General features: G+C 60.1%; 19 protein-coding genes. 8 read left to right on the top strand and 11 right to left on the bottom strand.

Annotated elements, in window-relative coordinates:
• Window positions 1-66: 66 nt before the first annotated feature.
• Together GOX63_RS10925 and GOX63_RS10920 are read left to right on the top strand one after the other, a co-directional pair.
• Complete coding sequence (locus tag GOX63_RS10925) at window positions 67-471, top strand: hypothetical protein (RefSeq protein ID WP_367646706.1); 405 nt, start codon at window positions 67-69, stop codon at window positions 469-471.
• Between the two features lie 3 nt (window positions 472-474).
• Window positions 475-1,707 carry an HlyD family secretion protein gene (locus tag GOX63_RS10920; protein ID WP_170325994.1) on the top strand — a complete coding sequence of 411 codons (1,233 nt, stop codon included), beginning with the start codon at window positions 475-477 and terminating at the stop codon, window positions 1,705-1,707.
• Window positions 1,708-1,757: 50 nt separating this feature from the next.
• On the opposite strand, the gene GOX63_RS10915 is transcribed toward GOX63_RS10920, so the two are convergent.
• The 8 genes from GOX63_RS10915 to xdhA form a co-directional block, all read right to left on the bottom strand.
• Complete coding sequence (locus GOX63_RS10915; RefSeq protein WP_170325993.1) at window positions 1,758-2,696, bottom strand: hypothetical protein; 939 nt, start codon at window positions 2,694-2,696, stop codon at window positions 1,758-1,760.
• Between the two features lie 267 nt (window positions 2,697-2,963).
• Window positions 2,964-4,037, bottom strand: coding sequence for a BMP family ABC transporter substrate-binding protein (locus tag GOX63_RS10910; RefSeq protein ID WP_170325992.1), 1,074 nt, complete (start codon window positions 4,035-4,037; stop codon window positions 2,964-2,966).
• A gap of 31 nt (window positions 4,038-4,068) precedes the next feature.
• The gene (locus GOX63_RS10905) at window positions 4,069-4,989 is read right to left on the bottom strand and encodes an ABC transporter permease (protein ID WP_170325991.1); all 921 of its coding nucleotides are present in this window, start codon (window positions 4,987-4,989) and stop codon (window positions 4,069-4,071) included.
• 2 nt (window positions 4,990-4,991) lie between these two features.
• Complete coding sequence (locus GOX63_RS10900) at window positions 4,992-6,074, bottom strand: ABC transporter permease (RefSeq protein ID WP_170325990.1); 1,083 nt, start codon at window positions 6,072-6,074, stop codon at window positions 4,992-4,994.
• 35 nt (window positions 6,075-6,109) lie between these two features.
• Entirely contained in the window at window positions 6,110-7,627 is a 1,518-nt protein-coding gene (locus GOX63_RS10895; protein WP_170325989.1) for an ABC transporter ATP-binding protein, read from the bottom strand.
• Window positions 7,624-8,559, bottom strand: coding sequence for a xanthine dehydrogenase accessory protein XdhC (gene xdhC / locus GOX63_RS10890; RefSeq protein ID WP_170325988.1), 936 nt, complete (start codon window positions 8,557-8,559; stop codon window positions 7,624-7,626). Before xdhC ends, GOX63_RS10895 begins: the two co-directional genes overlap by 4 nt.
• Window positions 8,559-10,961 carry a xanthine dehydrogenase molybdopterin binding subunit gene (xdhB, locus tag GOX63_RS10885; RefSeq protein WP_170325987.1) on the bottom strand — a complete coding sequence of 801 codons (2,403 nt, stop codon included), beginning with the start codon at window positions 10,959-10,961 and terminating at the stop codon, window positions 8,559-8,561. Before xdhB ends, xdhC begins: the two co-directional genes overlap by 1 nt.
• Window positions 10,958-12,316 carry a xanthine dehydrogenase small subunit gene (xdhA, locus tag GOX63_RS10880; RefSeq protein WP_170325986.1) on the bottom strand — a complete coding sequence of 453 codons (1,359 nt, stop codon included), beginning with the start codon at window positions 12,314-12,316 and terminating at the stop codon, window positions 10,958-10,960. The genes xdhB and xdhA overlap by 4 nt, the downstream gene beginning before the upstream one ends.
• A gap of 344 nt (window positions 12,317-12,660) precedes the next feature.
• Between xdhA and dnaE the strand changes: the two genes are divergently transcribed.
• The 3 genes from dnaE to GOX63_RS10865 all read left to right on the top strand — a co-directional run bounded on the left by dnaE (window position 12,661) and on the right by GOX63_RS10865 (window position 16,854).
• Window positions 12,661-16,161, top strand: coding sequence for a DNA polymerase III subunit alpha (dnaE, locus tag GOX63_RS10875; protein ID WP_170545714.1), 3,501 nt, complete (start codon window positions 12,661-12,663; stop codon window positions 16,159-16,161).
• 85 nt (window positions 16,162-16,246) lie between these two features.
• The gene (locus GOX63_RS10870; RefSeq protein ID WP_170325984.1) at window positions 16,247-16,471 is read left to right on the top strand and encodes a hypothetical protein; all 225 of its coding nucleotides are present in this window, start codon (window positions 16,247-16,249) and stop codon (window positions 16,469-16,471) included.
• Between the two features lie 14 nt (window positions 16,472-16,485).
• Entirely contained in the window at window positions 16,486-16,854 is a 369-nt protein-coding gene (locus GOX63_RS10865; protein ID WP_170325983.1) for a hypothetical protein, read from the top strand.
• Window positions 16,855-16,875: 21 nt separating this feature from the next.
• Here GOX63_RS10865 and GOX63_RS10860 read toward each other — a convergent pair whose 3' ends face one another.
• Window positions 16,876-17,562 (bottom strand): hypothetical protein, encoded by a 687-nt coding sequence (locus GOX63_RS10860; RefSeq protein ID WP_170545711.1) that lies wholly within the window; start codon window positions 17,560-17,562, stop codon window positions 16,876-16,878.
• Between the two features lie 10 nt (window positions 17,563-17,572).
• Window positions 17,573-17,767: a SlyX family protein gene (locus GOX63_RS10855; RefSeq protein ID WP_170325981.1), complete on the bottom strand. Its 195-nt coding sequence runs from the start codon at window positions 17,765-17,767 to the stop codon at window positions 17,573-17,575.
• A gap of 130 nt (window positions 17,768-17,897) precedes the next feature.
• On the opposite strand from GOX63_RS10855, the gene hisS reads away from it, so the two are divergent.
• The 3 genes from hisS to hisG are packed head-to-tail and all read left to right on the top strand — an operon-like array spanning window position 17,898 to window position 21,163.
• Complete coding sequence (gene hisS / locus GOX63_RS10850; protein WP_170325980.1) at window positions 17,898-19,385, top strand: histidine--tRNA ligase; 1,488 nt, start codon at window positions 17,898-17,900, stop codon at window positions 19,383-19,385.
• A 3-nt stretch (window positions 19,386-19,388) separates the two neighbouring features.
• Complete coding sequence (locus GOX63_RS10845; protein ID WP_170325979.1) at window positions 19,389-20,477, top strand: ATP phosphoribosyltransferase regulatory subunit; 1,089 nt, start codon at window positions 19,389-19,391, stop codon at window positions 20,475-20,477.
• Complete coding sequence (gene hisG, locus GOX63_RS10840) at window positions 20,474-21,163, top strand: ATP phosphoribosyltransferase (RefSeq protein ID WP_170325978.1); 690 nt, start codon at window positions 20,474-20,476, stop codon at window positions 21,161-21,163. Before GOX63_RS10845 ends, hisG begins: the two co-directional genes overlap by 4 nt.
• Here the strand turns inward: hisG and GOX63_RS10835 are convergent.
• The gene (locus GOX63_RS10835; RefSeq protein ID WP_170325977.1) at window positions 21,160-21,591 is read right to left on the bottom strand and encodes a DUF1489 family protein; all 432 of its coding nucleotides are present in this window, start codon (window positions 21,589-21,591) and stop codon (window positions 21,160-21,162) included. The two genes, hisG and GOX63_RS10835, sit on opposite strands and share 4 nt — an antisense overlap.
• Window positions 21,592-21,679: the final 88 nt, after the last annotated feature.

Here is a 21,679-nt window from a genome sequence, read left to right as displayed (position 1 = left end):
TTAAGCAGGCTTGAATTTATGCATCAACCCATCCAAACAAGGATCAAACAGAAACAGGAGGGCAGGGTGAGTACCGCAGATTTACACCCGATGGCCACGGGACATATTCCGTCCTACGTGACCCAGGCGGACGGCAGTGATTTTCTTTTGACGTTCATGTTTGTTTTTACCGTTGTCGTCATCATTCTGATCGGCGTGGGATATTTCACCCTGCACTCGATCCCCGAAAAGATCGCGCATGAATCCAATCACCCTCAGTTTCAGTTGGTCGGCATTCTGGCCCTTTTGGCGCTGTTTACCCATAACGGCCTGTTCTGGGTTGCCGCCATTCTGGTCGCTGGGTTCCAGTTCCCCGATGTTGCCGCCCCGCTGAGGGCCATCGCCGACGCGATCCGATCGTTGGGCAAACAGGACCCGCCCGAGTCCGCCCCGGCCCAGCCGACCGAACCCGCCGCGCAGCAGGAGCAGTAAGATATGCTTGAGACTTTGATGTGCGCGCTGGTAACGGTGCTGCCCGACTATCTGTTCCGCCGCTTTGTTCAAGGCAAACGGATCGGTCATGAAATCACGCTGTTTACCATGTGGTACGAGCTGCGCTGGGGCCTGACCACCTGTGCCATTCTGGCGCTGACGGTGATCACCACTCTGTTTTATTTCCACCCGGCCAGTAAGACCGCGGCATCCTATTTCCGGACGGTGACCATCCTGCCGCAACTGGGTGGCCGTGTGTCCGAGGTGTATGTCTCCAACAACCAGCAGGTCGTGGCAGGCCAGCCGATCTTTCGGATCGAGGATTTCACCCAGACCGCCATGGTCGAGGCTGCCCATGCCCAGATCGCACAAGTTCAGGCCTCGTTGAAAGTGGCGGAAACCGATCTGGCCGAAGCCGAAGCCGGGATTGCTGGGGCTCGCGCCTCGCTGGATCAGTCGCTTGAGGATTTGGAGCGCAACACCACACTGCGCGACGAAGGGTCCAGCGCCGTAAGACTGGCCGAGATTGACCGACTGGAAAACCTGGTGGCGGAACGTGAAGCGCAACTGAGGGCTGCAGAGGCGCAGCGTGCCGCTGTCGTTCAACAGATCGAGGAGTTGATTCCCGCGCAACTGGTCAGCGCCAATGCGCAACTAGATGCCGCGTTGACCGAGCTGGACAAGACCGTGATCAGCGCTGGTGTAACGGGCCGGGTTGAACAATTCGGCCTGCAGGTCGGTGACTATGTCAGCCCGCTATTGCGCCCGGCCGGCATTCTGGTTCCGTCAAGTTCGGGCCATGACCGGTTCCAGGCCGCATTCAACCAGATGTCGGCGCAGGTCATCAAACCAGGTATGGTCGGCGAGCTGGGCTGCATGACCAAGCCCTTCACCGTAATCCCGATGGTCGTAGTCGAGGTTCAGGACGTGATTCCATCTGGGCAAATCCGCCCCACGGATGAGCTGCGGGATGTGCAGGCCAACAATAACCCTGGGTCGATCCTGGTGTATATGGAGCCGCTCTATAAAGGCATGGCCGATGACATCCCGCCGGGCAGCAACTGTCTGGCCAATGTCTATACCGACAATCACGAACGGCTGGAGCACGAGGATCTGGGATTTTGGCAATCCGCGACCCTGCACGTGATCGACACGATCGGTGTGGTCCACGCAGCAGGCCTTCGCCTGCGCCTGATCCTGATGCCGGTGAACACGCTGGTTCTGACCGGGCATTGATCCTTCTGCCAGCAGAAACGACGAAAACGCCTCGCCTTAGCGGGGCGTTTTCATTTGGTTTCGTCCTGTGAGCTGATTGCCTCATTGCTCTTTGCTTCCAGCAGGTTCGGCACCAGCCGTTCGCTGAACCCGGCCAGAATGCAGACAAATGACAGCCAGTAGGGGGCAGGTATAATCTCGGTTTGCCCTGAGGCACCCGAGCCAGAGAACAAACCCTGCAGAATTCCGGCCTTTATTCCGAAATACAGGATCAAAGCACCAAGAGCCCCGACAGCGACACGCTGAAACGCATAGACCAAATGCATATACCAAACAACGCCTGGGTCCACCTTCATGCTTTGCAGTCTGACGGTGGTCGAGAACAGCGCGCCGATGCTGCCCATCACCAAAGCAAGTCTGATCTCCTCTGAGTCGAATTCAAAAGCGGAAAAAGCTCCCAGGCAAGCCAGCAAGAAGCTCCCAAAAATTATCAGCACAACCATGACGATATTCACAAAAAGATGTATGACACGCCCCCGATTGCTGAGCCGGGATGCCAACCGGTCGCGAAGCCCGTCAAGCGATGTCTTCGCAGTTTCTTCCTGGCCCAGAAGGGCCTGCGCAATGCACCTGGCCAGTTCGCGTTCGTAGAAAACTAGGTTCTCTGCTTTTCTGGCGGGCATAGGCCGTTCCGAACGCCACGCGCGGAACCGTGTCAGGATTTGGATGAGGTGATTGAACTCGGCAATTCCGGACCCCAGTTTCAGATACGCCATTTTTTGGTGCCGTGCCTGCTCCGGGTCATCGCAAAAGAACGGAGAAATACCGGAGCGCGTCTTGTAGATTTTGAACTCATTGACTGCCCAGAGGATGTCTAGAACCTCTCGGCCTCTGGGGTCGAACCCACCGGCTTTCAGGTCTTTGAGCTTGAATTCCATCTCAGTAAAACTGTTCGGATCGTTCAATGTGTATTGTGGGGCGGGCTCCATAATCTCAACCCAAATGATCACTTTTGTTAAATACTCCGCTAGGATTGCACAGGTGCCATTTCCCGCCAAATTCGGCGAAAAGGGGCGCACTTAGTCGCCTTTTGGGCGAGAGTGCTTGTGGTGGCGACTGATCAGCGACCAGCAATCCACGGAGGTTACCGGGCACGCGCAAGCGAAGGGTTGAACTTAGTAACCTCGTGCGTCTCTGCCCTGTTGGCCTCTTAATCAAGGGCAATAAAAAAGGGCCCGCCAAAAGGCTGGCCCTTCTAAGTCTCGGTGATTGGCAGTTTACTGCGGGATTTCGCCTTCCAGTCCTTCGACATAGAAGTTCATGCCCGCCAGTGTGCCGTCATCGGCGGTTTCGCCCTCGCCCAGCCAGTCGCTGCCGCCCTGCTTTTTCAGCGGACCTGTGAAGGGGTGGTATTCACCGGCAGCCATGGCAGCTTTGAGGGCCAGTGCCTCTTCCTTGACGTCAGCCGGAACTGCGTCCGAAATCTCGCCGATCTCAACCATGCCTTCCTTGATGCCGTCCCAGGTGTTCACGGTTGCCCACGAACCATCCATGACGGCCTGGGTGCGCGCGATGTAGTAGGGCGCCCAGTTGTCGATGATCGACGACACGCGCGGGAACGGAGCGTATTCGCTCATGTCCGAAGCCTGACCGAAGGTCACCACGTTGCCCGCTTCTTGCGCGGCCGCTTGCGGTGCGGTCGAGTCGGTGTGCTGCAGGATCACGTCCGCGCCCTGTTCGATCAGAACCGTGGCGGCGTCAGCTTCTTTGGCTGGGTCGAACCAAGTGTAGGCCCAGACGATCTTGAACTCGACATCCGGGTTCACTTTCTTGGCGTGGATATAGGCCGAGTTGATGCCACGGATCACTTCGGGGATCGGGTAGGACCCGATATAGCCGATGATGTTCGACTTGGTCATCTTGCCCGCGATGTGACCCTGAACGGCGCGACCTTCGTAGAAGCGGGCCGAATAGACCGAGACGTTGTCGGCGGTTTTATAGCCGGTCGCGTGCTCGAATTTCACGTTAGGGAATTTCTTGGCGACGTTGATGGTCGGGTCCATGTAGCCGAACGACGTGGTGAAGATCAGGTCTGCGCCTTCCAGCGCCATCTGGGTCATCACGCGTTCTGCGTCCGGGCCTTCCGGAACGGATTCGACGAATACGGTTTCGACGTTGTCGCCAAAGTGCTCTTCAACGGCCAGACGGCCCTTGTTGTGTTCATAGGTCCAGCCGCCGTCACCAACCGGGCCGACATAGACGAAGCCGACCTTAGTTTTGTCTTCGGCCATGGCCCCCGAGGCCAGACCAAGCGCCATGGCAGCGCTTGCCAGAAGTGTAGTGATTTTCATGTGTTACTCCCCAAGTTGGTTCAGTTGGCCCCTAGTGCGAGGCATGGAAGGTCCGGCCTAGTGCGGCAGGTGCGCTGCTCTTGTCGGCCGAAAGGATCACAAGCACAAGGATCGTGATGATATAGGGCGACATTGCCAGATACTCGACTGGAATGGCAACGCCCGCTGCCTGCAAATTAAGCTGCAACACGGTGATACCGCCGAACAAATATGCACCCAGCAGGGCCCGCCACGGCTTCCAGCTGGCGAACACCACCAAGGCCAGAGCGATCCAGCCGACACCGGCAGTCATGCCCTCGGTCCATTGGGGGACGCGGATCAGGCTGATGTAAGCCCCACCAAGGCCCGCGCAGGCTCCACCGAACAGGATCGCCATGATGCGGATTTTGATGACCTTATAGCCAAGCGCGTGCGCAGCATCGTGGTTTTCGCCCACCGCACGCAGGATCAGGCCGACGCGGGTGTATTTCAGTGTGGCCCAGACAGCGGCCGTCAGAGCGATGCCGACATAGAGGATCGGGTCATGCTGGAACAGGATCGGGCCGATCACCGGGATATCGCTGATCACGGGGATGTGGATTTCGCCCATGTCGGGCGGTTTGACGCCCACATAGCTTTGCCCCATGAGCGCACTGAATCCGAGCCCGAACAGGGTCAGGGCAAGGCCACTGGCGACCTGATTGGCCAGTGCAAACTGCGTCAGCAGCACGAACAGCAGGGATAGCACCGCGCCACCAATGGCCGCCGCGACAAAGCCCAGCCAGGGCGAGCCGGTCTCGACCGAGATCGCAAATCCGCTGATTGCGCCGACGATCATCATACCCTCAACGCCGAGGTTCAGAACGCCTGCCTTTTCGACGACCAACTCTCCGATCGCGGCCAACAGCAGGGGGGTTGCGGCCACCATAAGCGAGGCGACCAGAAGTACGGGATTAATTTCACCAAGGTCCATGGTTACGCCACCTCGCTACGGGCCGCACGGATGCGGTAGTTTGTCAGAAGGTCGAATGCCAGCAGGAAGAACAACAGCATTCCCTGGAACACCTGAATGGCCGCGGCGGGCAGACCCAGCTGAGACTGCGCGATTTCACCGCCGATATAGGTCAGCGCCATCAGGCCACCGGCCAGCAGGATACCCACCGGATGCAGGCGGCCCAGAAAGGCCACGATGATCGCGGTAAAGCCGTAGCCGACGTTAAAGTCGATGCTGACCACGCCCGAAGGGCCGGAGACTTCGAACATACCTGCGAGGCCCGCAAGCGCGCCGGACAGGCCGAGGCAGAACAGGATCAGACGCGCAGGGTTCACACCTGCGAACTTGGCCGCGCGGGGTGCTTCACCGGTCAGGCGGATGTGGAAGCCCAGCATGTGCCGGTTCAGCAGGACATAGGCAAAGATCACCGCGATCAGCGCGGTCACGACGCCCCAGTGCATCCCCGATCCGGCGATCAGCTCGGCGTTGTGGGCACTGTCATAAGATTGCAGGTTGCGCGAGCCGGGAAAGCCGAACCCCTCAGGGTTCTTCAGCAGACCAAGCGAGACCGAGGCCAGCATCTGCTCGGCCACATAGACCAGCATCAGCGAGACGAGGATCTCGTTGGTGCCAAAGCGAACCTTGAGGAAAGCCGGGATCATCGCCCATAGCCAGCCGCCGAACGCCCCTGCGATCACCATGATCGGAAAGATGTAGAACGCATCCAGCGGATAGAAGGCGAGACCTGCCCCCGCGCCGAAAATCGCGCCCATGATGTACTGACCCTCAGCCCCAATATTCCAGATGCCCGCTCGGAAGCCCAACGACAGGCCGATGGCGATCAACACCAGTGGCGCGCCCTTTACCAGCAATTGCGGGCGGTAATAAAACGCGAACTCACCGAACAGAGGTTCCCAGAAAATGGTTCCGATGGCCTCGACCGGGTTTTTGCCAAGAATGGCGAACAGAACGCCGCCAAACACCATCGTTGCCAGTACCGCGACCAGAGGGGTGGCATAAGACCACGCCTTGGACGGCTGTGGCCGTTTCTCCAACACTATCATCTGCTCACACCCCCGTTTTCATTTCTTGTATTGTGTCAGACATGGGCCACCTCCATGCCGTGCGCGCCACCCATCATCAGACCGATTTCATCGACCGTCAGGCCCGTGGTCGGGCGCGGGGCGCTCAGGCGGCCTTCGTTCAGGGCCGCGAAGCTGTCCGAGATTTCCATCAATTCGTCTAAGTCCTGGCTGATGCAGATGACCGCCGTACCTTTGGCCGCCAGATCCAGAATGGCCTGCCGGATCGAGGCTGCCGCCGCCGCATCCACACCCCATGTCGGTTGGTTCACCACCAGAATGTCCGGGTTCTGCAGGACTTCGCGACCGATCACGAATTTTTGCAGGTTGCCGCCCGACAGCGAGCGCGCTGCGTTCTCCGGCCCCGGCGTGCGTACGTCGAAGGCGCTGATGATCTTTTCGGCAAAGCTCTTGGTCTCGGCCCATTTGAGGAAGCCGTTGCTTTCCAGACCTTCACGAACTGATCCGGTCAGCAGGGCGTTTTCGGTCAGGCTCATATCCGGGGCCGCCGCATGACCCAGCCGTTCCTCGGGCGCGGTCAGCACGCCCAGCTTCCGCCGAGCGGTAGGGCCAAGCTTGCCGATCTTCTGACCGTTGAATTTGATCGCATCGGCAGTTGTCAGGATTTCGCCTGACAGCACGCCCAACAATTCGTCTTGCCCGTTACCGGCGACGCCACCGATCCCTAGAACCTCACCCTTGCGGACTCTCATGTGAACATTGCGTAAGGCCGTGCCGAACTCCGACGGTGAGGGCACCGACAACCCGCTGACATCCAGCGCGACCTCACCGAACTCGCGACCCGAACGCTCTGGTGTTTGCAGCGTCGAGCCCACCATCATCTCGGCCATGTCGCGAGCCGAGGTTTCGGACGGAACACATTCACCCACATTTTTGCCCAGACGCAGGATCGTGGCGTGGTCGCACAGGGTCCGGATTTCCTCCAGCTTGTGCGAGATATACAGGATCGAGGTGCCCTCGGAGCGCAATTTATTCAGCGTTTCGAATAGGATGTCGACCTCTTGCGGGGTCAGAACCGAGGTCGGTTCATCCATGATCAATAGCTTGGGGTCCTGCAGCAGACAGCGAATGATCTCGACCCGTTGACGCTCACCTGCGGACAAGTCGCCAACAGTGCGGAAGGGGTCCAGCGGCAGGCCGTAGGTCTCGGACACTTCGCGGATACGCGAAGCCAGATCACCCATCGGAGGCGGGTTCTCCATCCCCAGCGCGATGTTTTCGGCCACGTTTAACGCATCGAAAAGCGAGAAGTGCTGGAACACCATCGCGATCCCGTCAGCCCGTGCAGCACGGGGTTCGGGCGGTGCAAAGGGCTGCCCGCGCAGCAGCATCGTGCCGCTGTCGGGTTTCACCAGCCCATAGATCATTTTCACCAGCGTGGATTTACCTGCGCCGTTTTCACCCAGCAGGGCGTGAACTTCGCCTTCACCGATGTCAAAGGACACCTGATCATTGGCCACAACGCCGGGATAGGCTTTGGTCAGCCCTTGCAAGCTTAAAAGTGGAGTGGTCACGCGCTCAGGTCCTTCTTCAACTCGTTCTGTCGGGCCGGGCGCAAGAGTTGCGCTGCGACGCCAACGGCGATCATCTGCGGGTGTTTGCCCAAGTCGGGATCACCGATTGGACAGGTGATCCGGCTGATCCGCTCGGGCGAATGTCCGAGGGCGGCCAGCCGTGACCGGAATCGCGCCCATTTGGTAGCCGAGCCGATCAGGCCAGCAAAGCGGAAATCGTGCGAAAGCAGCCGGTTGCACAGCTCTAAATCCAGATTGTGTGAATAAGTCAGCACAAGATGCTCGGCGTTGGCTGGTGCATGGCGCACCAGCTCGGCCGGTTTTGCGGCTGGAACTGCGGTGACACCTGATGGAACCGAGGCCGGAAAGCGCTCGGGCCCGGTGTCGACCCAGGTGATCGCGATGTCGGGCAGGGGGGACAGAACGTCTACCAACGCGCGGCCCACATGACCTGCGCCCCAGATCCACAGATTGCGGGTGGGTTTGTGTACCGGCTCAATCATCCAGCCGTCGATCAGTTGCGGTTCGGGGGCAATCCCCTGACCGCGCGCGGCCGCCAGCAGACGTTTGACCGACAGGGGCATGTCGCCACCCGACGGAGACCGTGCGATCACGATATCGTCCAGCGCGTCTTCGGACGCTTGGTCATAGACCTCACTCAGCAATGATACCGCGCCGCCGCAGCACTGGCCCATGTCCGGGCCAAGCGCGTGTTGTGTCAGGCGGGTTGGCATCGTCTGCGCCCGGGCGGCCTCAGCCGCCTGAAACTCCAGTGTGCCGCCACCGATTGTACCGCTTTGCCCGTCCTCCCAAACCAGCATTGCAGCACCGACCTCGCGCGGGGATGACCCCTTGATCGCAGCGATGACCACCCGGGTGACTTTCCCGTGGGTTTTGACCGCCTCCCTCAAAGCCTCTCGATCAAATCCCATCAGGTTCCTCCCTTTACCCTTTGGACGCCGTGCCAGATTTCCTCGGCTGTGGCGGGTGCATCCAGTGCCGGGTAGCTGTCGCCACAGGCGGCCACCGCGTTGGACAGCGCCAACCAGGCTGAGATACCCAGCATGAATGGCGGCTCACCCACAGCCTTCGAGCGATAGATCGTGTCCTCGCAATTTTTTCCATCCCACAGCGAGACGTTGAAGATGTCGGGTCGGTCCGAACAGGCCGGGATCTTGTAGGTCGAGGGCGCGTGTGTGCGCAGATTGCCCTTGCCGTCCCAGACCAGTTCCTCGGTCGTCAGCCAGCCCGCGCCTTGCACGTAACCACCTTCGACTTGTCCGATGTCCAGCGCCGGGTTCAGCGACGCGCCTGCGTCATGCAGGATATCGGTGCGCAAGATGCGGTTTTCGCCGGTCAGAGTGTCCACGGCAACCTCGGTGATCGAAGCTCCGTAGGCGAAGTAGAAGAATGGACGTCCACGTCCTGCGATCCGGTCCCATTCAATTTTTGGCGTTTTATAGAAGCCGGTTGCCGACAGGCTTATGCGTCCCTGATAGGCCAGCGCGGCGGCTTCGGCGAAGGTGTAGCTTTCCTCGCCAATCGAAACCTGGCCGTCAGAGAAGGTGACTGTCGACGGATCGGCCTGATGCCGCTCGGCCAGATACTCGGCCATTCGGTCGCGGATCGTGTCGCAGGCCGCTTTCACGGCCATTCCGTTCAGGTCACTGCCAGAGGATGCCGCTGTGGCCGAGGTGTTCGGCACCTTGGCCGTGTCGGTGGCGGTGATCTTCACCATTTCCAGCGGGATGCCAAAGCGCGACGCGGCGACCTGTGCAACCTTCTGGAACAGCCCCTGACCCATTTCGGTGCCACCGTGGTTCAGGTGGACCGATCCGTCCTGATACACATGCACCAGCGCACCCGCCTGGTTGAGGTGGGTCAGCGTGAAGGAAATCCCGAACTTGACCGGAGAAAAGGCGATGCCCTTCTTGATCACGCTGTTTTCGGAGTTCCATTTCTCAATGGCAGCCTTGCGTGCAGCGTATTCGCTGGATTTCAGCAACGCTTCGGTCATGCCATGCAGCTCGAAATCGCCAACCTCCATACCATAGGGTGTGGTGTTGCCGCCAGCGGGCAGAGGGCGCACTGGTGCGCTTCCGGTTTCAACCGCGCCCCGGCTGGTCAGGTCCTCATGCGGGTCGGGGTGACCCAGTGGTTTCTCTGTCGGTTCTACCTCCGCCACCTTGTGCGCGGGTTCATAGTAATTCCGTCGGCGCAGCTCGACCGGGTCCAGTCCCAATACGTAGGCTGCGTGATCCATCACCCGTTCGATCCCGACCATGCCCTGCGGGCCTCCGAACCCACGATAGGCGGTGGCGGATTGGGTGTTCGTCTTCAGCCGGTGACTTTCGATCCGCGCATTGGGCAACAGATAGGCGTTGTCCGAATGCAGCATCGCGCGGTCGGCTACGGGTAGGGACAGGTCCTGCGCCCAACCGCAGATGGCGTGGTGCAGGAACGAGACGCCTTGAATATAGCCATGCTCATCAAATCCGGCCTTGTACGAGATGCGGAACGCATGGCGCTTGCCGGTGATGATCATGTCATCGTCCCGGTCATAGCGCATCTTGCAGGCCTTGCCGGTCGTCCGTGCGGCCACTGCACATGCCACGGCCAGAGCGTTCCCCTGACTTTCCTTGCCGCCAAAGCCGCCACCCATACGGCGGGTCTCAACCCGGACCGCGTGCATGGGCACGCCCAAAGCGTCGGCCACCTTGTGCTGAATTTCGGTCGGGTGCTGGGTCGAGCTGTGCACCAGCATGTCCGCGCCTTCATTCGGCACGGCGAGGGCGGCCTGACCTTCCAGATAGAAATGTTCCTGCCCGCCAAGTTCAAAGGAGCCTTCGATCACATGGGTCGCGTTGGCGATAGCCGCGTCCGCGTCACCCTTGGCATAGATGCGGGGGCCGTCCTCGAACCGGCTGTCGGCGGCCAGCGCCTCTTCAACGGTCAGAATGGGTGTTTCTTCGGCATAGTCGACTTTGCCCAGACGGGCGGCCTTGCGGGCGGCCAGATGACTGGTGGCGACGACCAGAAACACCGGCTGACCGATATAGTGAACGGTGCCGTCCGACAGCAGCGGCTCATCATGGATCGAGGGCGAGACGTCATTAGCGAAAGGCAGGTCATCCGCCGTAATCACCATCACTACGCCCTCAGTGGCCTTCACGGCCGACAGGTCCATCGCGGTGATCTTGCCTTTGGCAATCGGGCTGAGGCCAAAGGCTAAATGCAGAGAGCCCTTGGGCGTCGGAATGTCGTCCACGTATCGCGCCGAACCGGACACATGAAGAGGCGCTGCGTCGTGGGGCAGGGGTTTGGTCACGCTCATGCCGACACCTCCAGCACATTGGTCACTTCGCCCTGATCCTCAAGGTAATACCTCTCAAGCATCGCCTTGGCGGTTTCCAGACGATAAGTGGCCGAGGCGCGCATGTCCGTGAGTGGTGAATAGTCGTCGGCAAATGCTGGTAGCGCAGCGTCAATGGTTGCGCGCGTCCAAGGTTTGCCGATCAGTGCGGCCTCGACATGGGTTGCCCGTTTCGGGATGCCGGCCATGCCGCCGAACGCGATGCGCGCTTGCGTGACGGTGCCGTCCGAAACGGTAATATTGAAACATCCGCAGACAGCCGAGATATCCTGATCGAACCGTTTGCTGAGTTTGTAGGCTTTCAAGCGATCCGCTTGACGGGGGAAACTGACGGCTTCGACGAACTCACCCGGTGCGCGGTCTTGCTTGCCATAGTCGAGGAAGAACTCCTCCAAAGGAATAGACCGGCGTGCTTCATCCTTACGCAGATGCAGGGTGGCGTCCAACGCGATCAGGGCGGGCGGGTTATCTCCGATAGGGGAGCCATTGGCGATGTTGCCGCCCACGGTGGCCGCGTGGCGGACCTGAACACTGGCGTAACGGCGGATCATTTCCGCGTAAGAGGGGTGCAGGTCGGCCAACGCTTCGCCCATGCGATTCATATCGACCATCGCGCCGAAACGGACTTCGTCCTTGGTTATGGTGATCTGTTTCAGGTCCTCGCAGCGGTTGAGGAAGATCACCGGGTCCAGATCGCGCAGCTGCTTGGTGACCCAAAGCCCCACATCGGTCGCTCCGGCGACCAGAGTGGCATCCGGGTTATCGGCGTAAACCGTCGCCAACTCGTCGGACGAGCCGGGCACCATCGGCGATGCCTTCACAGCGACCGGTTTGTCTTTGACCCAAACCGGCACGGGGTGTTCTTCTGCTGCTTTCGCGGCGCGAATGATCGGCGCGTATCCGGTGCAGCGGCACAGGTTACCAGCAAGCTGGGTGTCGTGGTCCGTCGCGCCGTTCGCATGGCTGGCGACCATCGACATGACAAAACCGGGCGTGCAGAAGCCGCATTGCGAGCCGTGCAAGTCCACCATCGCCTGTTGCACTGGGTGCGCCTCGCCGTCCGGGCCGCTTGCCCCTTCTACGGTGCGGACTGCTTTGCCATGCAATTGCGGTAGGAACAGGATGCACGAGTTCAGCGCTTTGGCGCCGCCCTCATCCGTCACCATGACGGTGCAGGCCCCGCAATCGCCTTCGTTGCAGCCTTCCTTGGTGCCTGTCAGGCCGCGATCCTCGCGCAGCCAATCCAGCAGGGTCGCTGTCGGATCGACATCTGCCAGCTCCACGGTCTCTCCGTTCAGAAGAAACGTGATATTCATTCGAGAAACCCGTCGCCTTACCCGGTTGCGCCCTTTGGTGCCCTCCTTCGATGCGACGTAGAAAGAGTGGCGGGCGGATAGCTTGCCATTAGATGTTAGAAACAGGGCAGGTTCTCTGGCAAGAAAAACTGCCTATATTATGCACCATTAGACCGGCACAGCGTGTGAATGTCGCGTTTGTTTAAAAGGCAGTCGCTTGTAAATAAAGCGCTTTTTGCAGACGGCGTCCAGTCAATCCCGAAGCACCTTCTGAAAAAGCCGAATAATCCCAGCTGATTTTTTAGGCATTCCAAAGCGTCGGTTCCCGCTTTTGCCGGGCCTCTGGCTGGGATAGCGTAGGCGGTATGAGCAGTACTCCTCGATTCATTCACCTCCGCGTTCACACCGAATATTCCCTGCTGGAAGGCGCCGTGCGGCTGAAAAAGCTGCCCGCTCTTTGCGAGAAGATGGAGATGCCCGCGGTCGCGGTGACAGACACCAATTCGATGTTCTCGGCTTTGGAATTCTCGGTCACCGCCAGCGGGGCCGGAGTACAGCCGATCATGGGCTGTCAGGTGGACCTGACCTATCTGCAGGCACAACCCGGCGAGAAACCCAAAGCGCCCGCACCGCTGGTGCTGCTTGCGCAGTCCGAGGTGGGCTATGAGAACCTGATGAAGCTGAGCTCGTGCCTCTATGTGGACAAGGGCGGGCAACTGCCGCAGGTCACGGTGGAGGAACTTGCGGATCGTTCGGACGGTTTGATCTGTTTGACGGGTGGGCCGGATGGGCCGGTTGGAATGCTGCTGCAGCAAGGGCAGCGCCCGGCGGCCGAGGCTTTGGTGGATCGGCTGGCGGGGATGTTCCCGGATCGCCTTTACATCGAACTTCAGCGCCATCCGGGTGAAGACGGTCAGCCTGAGGCCGAACGTCTGACCGAGCGTGGTCATGTCGAGATGGCCTATGCCAAAAACCTGCCATTGGTTGCTACGAACGACGTCTATTTCCCGACGACGGACATGTACGAGGCGCATGACGCGCTGATCTGTATCGCTGAGGGTGCCTATGTTGACCAGCAGGAGGGCCGCCGTCGCCTGACCGCGCAACACTACTTCAAGTCACAGCAAGAGATGGTGACCCTGTTCGCCGATCTGCCTGAGGCGATTGAGAATACCGTCGAGATCGCCAAACGCTGCGCTTTCATGGCCTATCGCCGCGACCCGATCCTGCCGAAATTTGCGGATGACGAGGTCGCCGAACTGCGTCGTATCGCGAACGAAGGTTTGCAAAAACGTCTGGCCGTGATCCCCCATGCGGTAACACCCGAGGAGTATCAGGAGCGGCTGGATTTCGAGTTGGGGATTATCGAAGGGATGGGCTTTCCCGGCTACTTCCTGATCGTTGCTGACTTTATCCAATGGGCCAAGGATCACGACATCCCGGTTGGGCCGGGGCGGGGCTCGGGTGCGGGTTCGCTTGTGGCTTACGCGCTGACGATCACCGACCTTGATCCGCTGCGCTATTCCTTGCTGTTCGAACGGTTCCTGAACCCGGAACGGGTCTCGATGCCCGACTTCGACATCGACTTCTGCATGGATCGCCGCGAAGAGGTGATCCGCTACGTGCAGCATAAATACGGGCGCGACAAGGTGGGGCAGATCATCACCTTCGGTGCTTTGCTGTCAAAGGCCGCCGTGCGCGATATCGGGCGGGTGCTGCAAATGCCCTACGGGCAGGTGGATCGCCTGTCGAAGATGATCCCGGTCGAGGGCGTCAAACCCGTCTCCATCGAAAAGGCGTTGAAAGACGAACCGCGCCTGCGCGAAGAGGCGCGCAATGAAGAGGTTGTTGACCGCCTGCTCACCTACGGTCAGCAGGTCGAAGGGCTGCTGCGAAACGCCTCGACCCACGCGGCGGGGGTGGTGATCGGGGATCGTCCTTTGGACACGCTGGTGCCGCTCTATCAGGACCCGCGGTCCGATATGCCCGCAACCCAGTTCAATATGAAATGGGTCGAACAGGCCGGGCTGGTGAAGTTCGACTTTCTGGGTCTGAAAACCCTGACCGTGATCCAGAACGCGATGGACATCATCTTCAAGTCCGGTCGACCTCTGCATGTGGCAGCCGATGGTACCGAACTTTATGAACCTGCTGAGGGGGCCGAGAACCAGATCAACGCCATCCCGTTGGATGATGAGGCGACATACAAGCTTTATTCTGCGGCCAAAACGGTTGCGGTGTTCCAAGTGGAATCCTCGGGCATGATGGATGCGCTCAAGCGCATGAAGCCGACTTGTATTGAGGATATCGTGGCGCTCGTGGCGCTGTATCGCCCCGGCCCGATGGAGAACATCCCGACCTATTGTGAGGTCAAGAACGGCCAGCGCGAGATCACCTCGGTTCACCCGCTGATCGATCATATCCTTGAGGAAACGCAGGGTATCATCGTTTACCAGGAACAGGTGATGCAGATCGCTCAGGTCATGGCTGGGTATTCGCTTGGTGGCGCCGACCTGTTGCGCCGCGCGATGGGTAAGAAGATCAAAGAGGCGATGGACGCCGAGCGCCCGAAATTCGAAAAGGGCGCGGGTGAGAATGGCGTGGATGCCAAGAAGGCCAGCGAGGTTTTCGACCTGCTTGAAAAGTTCGCCAACTACGGTTTCAACAAGTCCCACGCGGCTGCCTATGCAGTGGTCAGCTATCAAACCGGCTGGCTGAAGGCGAACCACCCGGTCGAGTTCATGGCGGGGGTCATGAACTGCGATATCCACCTGACCGACAAGCTGGCCGTTTATTTTGAAGAGGTCCGCAAGGGGCTGGAGCTGCCCTATGTGCCGCCCTGTGTGAACCGCTCTCTGGCGACGTTTGACGTGGTCGAAGGCCGTCTGGTCTATGCGCTGGGCGCATTGAAAAACGTCGGTGTCGAGGCGATGAACCTTGTGGTCGAGGGGCGCGGCGACAAACCGTACGTCAACTTGTTCGATTTCGCCCGTCGGGTCGATCTGAAGAAGGTCGGCAAGCGCCCGTTGGAAATGCTGGCCCGGGCCGGGGCGTTCGATCAACTCGACAAGAACCGCCGCCGTGTCTTCGAAAGCCTCGATCCGTTGGTGCAGTATTCGGCAGCGATCCACGATCAGAAGAACTCGAACCAGGTATCGCTGTTTGGAGAGGCAGGTGACGATCTTCCTGAACCGCGCCTGTCGCCCACGCCCGACTGGCTGCCTGCCGAACGTCTGAGCGAAGAATACAAGGCCATCGGCTTTTACCTTTCCGGCCACCCGCTGGACGACTATATGCCCGCGCTCAAACGCAAGCAGGTGCTGACACTTGACGAAGTGACCGAAAAGGCGCGTTCGGGTCCGTTCATCGCCAAGATGGCGGGCGTCGTGGCCGGGCGGCAGGAACGGAAATCCGCACGCGGCAACCGGTTCGCCTTTGCCCAGCTTTCGGACCCGACAGGGGCCTACGAGGTCACTCTGTTCTCGGAAACGTTGGAGAAATCGCGCGAGTTTCTGGAAACCGGTGCGCAGGTGGTTTTGACCGCCGAGGCGACGATGGAATCCGATCAACTGAAACTGCTGGGCCGCTCGGTCGGGCCGGTGGATACCGTTGTGGCCGAGGCTGGCGCGACCGGGCTGCGGATTTTCGTGGATCAGCCGGGAGTGCTGGCGACCGTCGCCAAAGTGCTTGAGGATGCGGCCAGTGCAGCCAAGCGGGCATCAAAAGGGCCGATCCATATCTTTTTGATGGACCCGGGCCTGCCCGGCGATGTCGAGATGGATCTGGGGCAGGACTTCCCGATCAATCCGCAGATCAAGGGCGCGATCAAGTCGCTGGACGGCGTCACCGACGTCGAGGAAATCTGAGCCAGCCATTTGTTGCCACAACGTTTTTGCGCGGCTAGGCTGTGATCATTGCCTCATTTGGGGCGTGTCACGGGAGGGCACCGGAATGGCAATTTCTACTATTGGATTAAGAACTCTGACCTTTGCGGCTGCGGCGTCGCTGGCAATGGTCTCGGCATCGGCGGGTTTGGCGGATGACAAGGATGACAAAAAGAAAAAAACGATCGAAGGCGCGTTGATCGGCGCGGGTGTCGGGGCACTTGTCGGTGACGGCAAAGGAGCTGCCGCAGGGGCGGTGGTAGGCGCGCTGATCGGCGCCAATGCCAAGTGAACGGAGGTCAAGTGATGCGTTTCAATCCAGTTCACATAATCGCCTCTGCCGCGTTGTTCGCAGCTCCAGGTATCGCACTGGCAGACGAAGAAGCCGAACAAATGATGAAAGAGGCGCTGCCAGTCATGTACCACACCTGCGCCTCTGTCATCGAAGAGGCGAACGGGAATGATGAGTACGTTCTGGAGGTGGTCGGCAAGATGACGGCCCTGTCCCTGTACAACCGTCAGGTCAATATCGAAGACCACGCGAGCACGGACGAGGACAAGGCCGCCCTGCGCGAGACATTTCTGGCCGCCCTGACCGAAGGGTGCGCTGGGGATGAGAATGCCCTGCTGGGTGGCGTGGTCGATAACGCCGTGAAGACGACGCTGGGGTTGTAATCAACCTGTGGTCTGGGCGTGTTAGAGCGTGCCCACCGCGCAGCGGACTAGTCCCCAGCCTTTGTCCATCCCGGCGGATTTGAGGCCGGTGACAAGGCGGTCGGACAGGAGCAGCAGAGAGGGGACTTTCGGGTCCAGCCAGATATCCGGGCCGTTGAGGGCTTCGGGGACTATTATGAGGCGGTCTTCCTTGCCACTTCTCGGAAGGTATCGAATGCCGCCGCCTCGGCAGTTCAGGGGCGCGCTGGCGGGTCCGCCCTCAGGCCCAAGCGCCTCGTAGTTACCCATCGACCGTTTGTTGCCGACATTCAGAAGGTAGTACGGCTCGGGCGTCGTTAATCGCGTTTCTTCTGAATCCATGATTGTGAGCGGGTGAAAAACTGTTTCTCCCAGTTCGAACCGCTCAAGAACAGCTTTTGCAGTTTCCGAAACCAATGGGTAGCCACCTCCTGAGATGAACGGAGGGGGAATAAATTCGGGATGTGCGTTGAAATACCAAAGTTCGCCAACTTGCTCTTTGGTCAGGATCTCCCCGCGCTTCCAGCCACCGGATTCGTCAATCATCCTACTGGACCATTCGACTACTTCTGGAGATTGATTCAAGCGCCAGTCGCTGTACTCTTTCCGGAGTACAGCCTGCACAGCATTGATGTTGTTGACTGTCGTAGAAACCCACGCACAGGGTTCAACGCTCGCGCCGCTCGCCATCAGTCAAACCTCAATAATGCGGCGGGCGTTCGTCTCCGAAGACGACCACGCCTGATCCTTCCTGCGCCCGTTCGGCCTCGCGCTGCAACAGCATCTCGACTCGGCGGGTGAGGCGGTCGATCTCGGATTGCTGGCGGGTGACGACCGTGTTCAGCTCTTCGACGGTGCGGGTCAGATGGGCGATCTGTTCTTCCAGATGCTGCATGGGTGAACTCCTGTTCCTGCGATGGTCATAGCGACCCTGTGACGCCAAGGCCAGCGAAAGCGCGCCTTGCCCCGATGCGGGCCATGGGATAGACCGCGCGCGGAACATGAAAATCCCAAGGACGCCCCACATGGCCAAGCCCAAGAAACAGCCCCGCCCCAAGGCAATTACGCCCAAAGGGTTCCGCGACTATTTCGGCCAGGAAGTCTCGCAGCGCACCGAGATGCTGCGGGCAATAGCGGAGGTCTATCATCGTTACGGATTTGATGCGCTAGAAAGCAGTGCGGTCGAAACCGTCGAGGCGCTGGGTAAGTTCCTGCCTGATGTGGACCGTCCGAACGAGGGCGTGTTTGCTTGGCAGGAAGTCGACGAAAACGACAAGGGCGACTGGATGGCCCTGCGCTATGACCTGACCGCGCCTTTGGCGCGTGTCTACGCGCAGCACCGCAACGATCTGCCGACGCCTTATCGCCGTTATGCGATGGGTCCGGTCTGGCGCAACGAAAAGCCGGGGCCGGGGCGCTATCGTCAATTCTATCAGTGCGATGCGGATACGGTTGGCACGGCCTCGATGGCCGCGGACGCCGAGATTTGCGCCATGCTGTCTGATACGCTGGAGACCGTCGGCATTCCGCGCGGCGACTATCTGGTGCGGGTCAATAACCGCAAGGTTCTGAATGGCGTGCTTGAGGCAATGGGCCTTGGTGAAGACGCCGCCGCCCGCGATAACGTCCTGCGCACCATCGACAAGTTCGACAAGGTGGGTGAGGCCGGTGTGCGCGAGCTGCTGACCAAGGGCCGTCTGGATGCGTCCGGCGCGTTCATCGATGGTGTTGGTCTCAGCGACGATCAGGCAGAGCCGGTGATTGCCTTCCTGACCTCCAAGGCTGCGGATACGGCCGGGACGTTGGCGAACCTGCGCGCTGCTGTTGGCGACAGCAAGATCGGTGCGGACGGGATTGCCGAGTTGGAACAGATTGGCGCGCTGCTGGATGCGGGCAGCTATGGCGCGGACCGGATCGAGATCGATCCTTCGGTGGTGCGCGGTTTGGGCTATTATACCGGGCCTGTTTATGAGGCCGAACTGACCTTTGAGATTTTCGACGAGAAGGGCCGCAAGCGGCAGTTCGGCTCGGTCTCGGGCGGTGGTCGTTACGATGATCTGGTCAAGCGCTTCACCGGGCAGGAAGTGCCTGCGACCGGCGTGTCTATCGGCGTTGACCGTCTGCTGGCCGCACTGCGCGAAAAGGGCCGGATCGCTGCGCAGGCCACGGGCCCCGTGGTCGTCACCGTCATGGATCGCGACCGCATGGCTGATTATCAGGCGATGGTGGCCGAGCTGCGCAATGCCGGTATCCGGGCCGAGGTCTATCTGGGTAATCCCAAGAACTTCGGCAACCAACTGAAATATGCGGACAAGCGCAATTCTCCGATTGCAGTGATCGAGGGCGGTGACGAAAAGGCAAATGGCATCGTGCAGATCAAGGACCTGATCCTGGGTGCCAAGATCGCCGAAAGCGCTACGCTGGAGGAATGGAAAGAACGCCCCAGCCAGTTTGAAGTGCCGCGCGGCGATCTGGTCGCCAAGGTGCGTGAAATTCTGGACAGTCAGGACTGAGCCATGCCCAACCGTTCCCAGATACAGGCCCGCGCCGCGATGATGCGCGTCCGGTTCGAGGCCGCAGGCGCGCAAGTCGTCGACCCGCCCTTGCTGCAACCGGCTGAAACACTGCTTGATCTCTATGGCGAGGATATCCGCGCGCGCGCTTACGTGACCACGGATGCGCTGCGCGGTGAGCAGATGATGCGCCCCGATTTCACTCTGCCTGTGGTGCAGATGCACATGAGCGGGGGTGCCGAGCCCGCGCGCTACACCTATTCCGGTGAAGTGTTCCGCCGCCAGGAGCACGACCCGGATCGGTCGAACGAGTACATTCAGGTCGGGTATGAGGTCTTCGACCGCGATGATCCGTCTGGAGCCGATGCCGAAGTGTTTTCGCTGATCGCGCTGCAATTGCGCGGGTTGCCCTTGCGTGCCGCGACCGGGGATATCGGTATCCTGACCGCAGCCGTTCAGGGCCTGCGCACGACGGACCGTCGCAAAGCCGCGTTGATGCGGCACCTGTGGCGTCCGCGTCGGTTCCGGGTTTTGCTGGATCGTTTCGCCGGGCGCAAACCCGGCCCGGAAGGGCGCGACACTCTGTTGAACGCGGAAAACCCGTTGGACAACGACATCCCGATGATCGGCAAGCGCCGCGCGTCCGAAGTTGAGGCGCGGATCGAAGCCCTGCGCGAAGATCGCGATACGCCGCCGATTTCCGACAATGAACTGGCTGGGCTGGAAACACTGCTGAACGTGCGCGAGACCATGCCCTTTGCACTGGAACAACTGCGCGACGTGGCAGTGGACCTGCCGCAGATCACCCCGGCACTGGACCGGCTTGAGACGCGGGTCGCATCCCTGCAGGCGCGCGGTGTCGATGTGGATCGGTTGGATTTCGAGGCGGCCTATGGCCGGACCTCGATGGAGTATTACGACGGGTTCGTCTTTGGTTTTTATGCCGAGGGTCGCCCCGACCTGCCGCCGATCGCCACCGGTGGGCGCTATGACGCGCTGACCCGGCAACTGGGCAGCGGCACCGAAATCCCCGCTGTTGGTGGTGTTATCCGTCCCGACCTGATGCTGGAGATTGAGGAGGACGCGCAATGAGCCTGAAACTGGGCGTGCCCTCGAAGGGCCGGTTGATGGAGAAGACCTTCTCGTGGTTCGAAAAACGCGGCATCACCCTGTCGCGCAGCGGATCGGACCGGGAATATGCGGGCAAAGTCGAGGGTATAGACGGCGTTTCGCTGGTCCTGTTGTCCGCCGGGGAAATCCCGCGCGAACTGGCCGCGGGGCGCATTCACATGGGCGTCACAGGCATCGATCTGGTGCACGAGAAGTTGCCCCGATGGGAGCAGCAGGTCCAGGAAGTCTCGCAACTTGGGTTCGGCAAGGCTGATCTAATCATCGCCACGCCTGCCTGCTGGGTGGATGTGGACACGTTGGATGATCTGGATGCAGCGGCTGCTGCGTTTCGGAAAACCCACGGCCACCGTCTGCGGATTGCCACCAAGTATCACCGTCTGGTGCGTGAGTTCCTGACTGACGCGGGCGTGGCCGACTATACTTTGGTCGATAGCCAGGGCGCGACCGAAGGCACGGTTAAGAACGAAACCGCCGAGGCGATTGCCGATATCACCTCGACCGGGGAAACCTTGCGGGCAAACCACCTGAAAATCCTGTCGGACGGGCTGATCCTGCAATCGCAGGCGACCCTGTGGCGCAGCCGGGTGGCGAAATGCGATGCGGAGGAAAAAGCTGTTCTGGCCGAGCTTCTGGATCGGCTGCGTTAAAGCACTCCGATTTCCGCCAGCGCACGGTTGAGATCATCGGGCAGGGCATCGTCCTGTTCGCGCCCTTTGGGCAGGTCGGCGGGCGTGTCCTCGGGTTTCAGATAGCGCCAGCCCTGGAAGGGACGTTTCAGGGCGTTCTGGGTGCGGTGCACCTCGGGGTCCAGCACGATGGCGCAGCGGCGGATGCCGTCTTCTCCTCGCACCTCATCCAGCCGCAGGATGCGTTGGCGGCACTGGATTACGCCCTTGATGACCCAATAGATTGATCCGCCGTTCAGAATCTCGGCGTCGCGCTTGGGCCACATGCGGGTGACGTGGCGCGGGCAGCCGTCCTCATAAAGCGGCCTACGGCTGTCCTGCCAAGCGATCAGCGAGTCGACGCTCTCTGATCCGACCGAGAGTTTTATGAGGTTTACGTACTTATCCACAGCTTTCCCACAGAGTCGTCCCGAGGTCCGTCTTTATATTGTAGCTCGGTCTTCGCTGCTATCAAGGTGTTGTGGTTGAGGTGTGAAT

It is taken from the genome of Ruegeria arenilitoris (genome assembly GCF_013031355.1).
Classification (GTDB): Bacteria; Pseudomonadota; Alphaproteobacteria; order Rhodobacterales; family Rhodobacteraceae; genus Ruegeria; species Ruegeria arenilitoris_C.
This window is presented reverse-complemented; position numbering and strand designations above follow the sequence as displayed.

Coding starts and splice junctions, on each gene's coding strand:
- GOX63_RS10920 (WP_170325994.1), top strand. CDS start 475: ATGCTTGAGACTTTGATGTGCGCGCTGGTAACGGTGCTGCCCGACTAT.
- GOX63_RS10910 (WP_170325992.1), bottom strand. CDS start 4,037: ATGAAAATCACTACACTTCTGGCAAGCGCTGCCATGGCGCTTGGTCTG.
- GOX63_RS10905 (WP_170325991.1), bottom strand. CDS start 4,989: ATGGACCTTGGTGAAATTAATCCCGTACTTCTGGTCGCCTCGCTTATG.
- GOX63_RS10900 (WP_170325990.1), bottom strand. CDS start 6,074: ATGATAGTGTTGGAGAAACGGCCACAGCCGTCCAAGGCGTGGTCTTAT.
- xdhC (WP_170325988.1), bottom strand. CDS start 8,559: ATGGGATTTGATCGAGAGGCTTTGAGGGAGGCGGTCAAAACCCACGGG.
- xdhB (WP_170325987.1), bottom strand. CDS start 10,961: ATGAGCGTGACCAAACCCCTGCCCCACGACGCAGCGCCTCTTCATGTG.
- xdhA (WP_170325986.1), bottom strand. CDS start 12,316: ATGAATATCACGTTTCTTCTGAACGGAGAGACCGTGGAGCTGGCAGAT.
- dnaE (WP_170545714.1), top strand. CDS start 12,661: ATGAGCAGTACTCCTCGATTCATTCACCTCCGCGTTCACACCGAATAT.
- GOX63_RS10870 (WP_170325984.1), top strand. CDS start 16,247: ATGGCAATTTCTACTATTGGATTAAGAACTCTGACCTTTGCGGCTGCG.
- GOX63_RS10865 (WP_170325983.1), top strand. CDS start 16,486: ATGCGTTTCAATCCAGTTCACATAATCGCCTCTGCCGCGTTGTTCGCA.
- GOX63_RS10860 (WP_170545711.1), bottom strand. CDS start 17,562: ATGGCGAGCGGCGCGAGCGTTGAACCCTGTGCGTGGGTTTCTACGACA.
- GOX63_RS10855 (WP_170325981.1), bottom strand. CDS start 17,767: ATGCAGCATCTGGAAGAACAGATCGCCCATCTGACCCGCACCGTCGAA.
- hisS (WP_170325980.1), top strand. CDS start 17,898: ATGGCCAAGCCCAAGAAACAGCCCCGCCCCAAGGCAATTACGCCCAAA.
- GOX63_RS10845 (WP_170325979.1), top strand. CDS start 19,389: ATGCCCAACCGTTCCCAGATACAGGCCCGCGCCGCGATGATGCGCGTC.
- hisG (WP_170325978.1), top strand. CDS start 20,474: ATGAGCCTGAAACTGGGCGTGCCCTCGAAGGGCCGGTTGATGGAGAAG.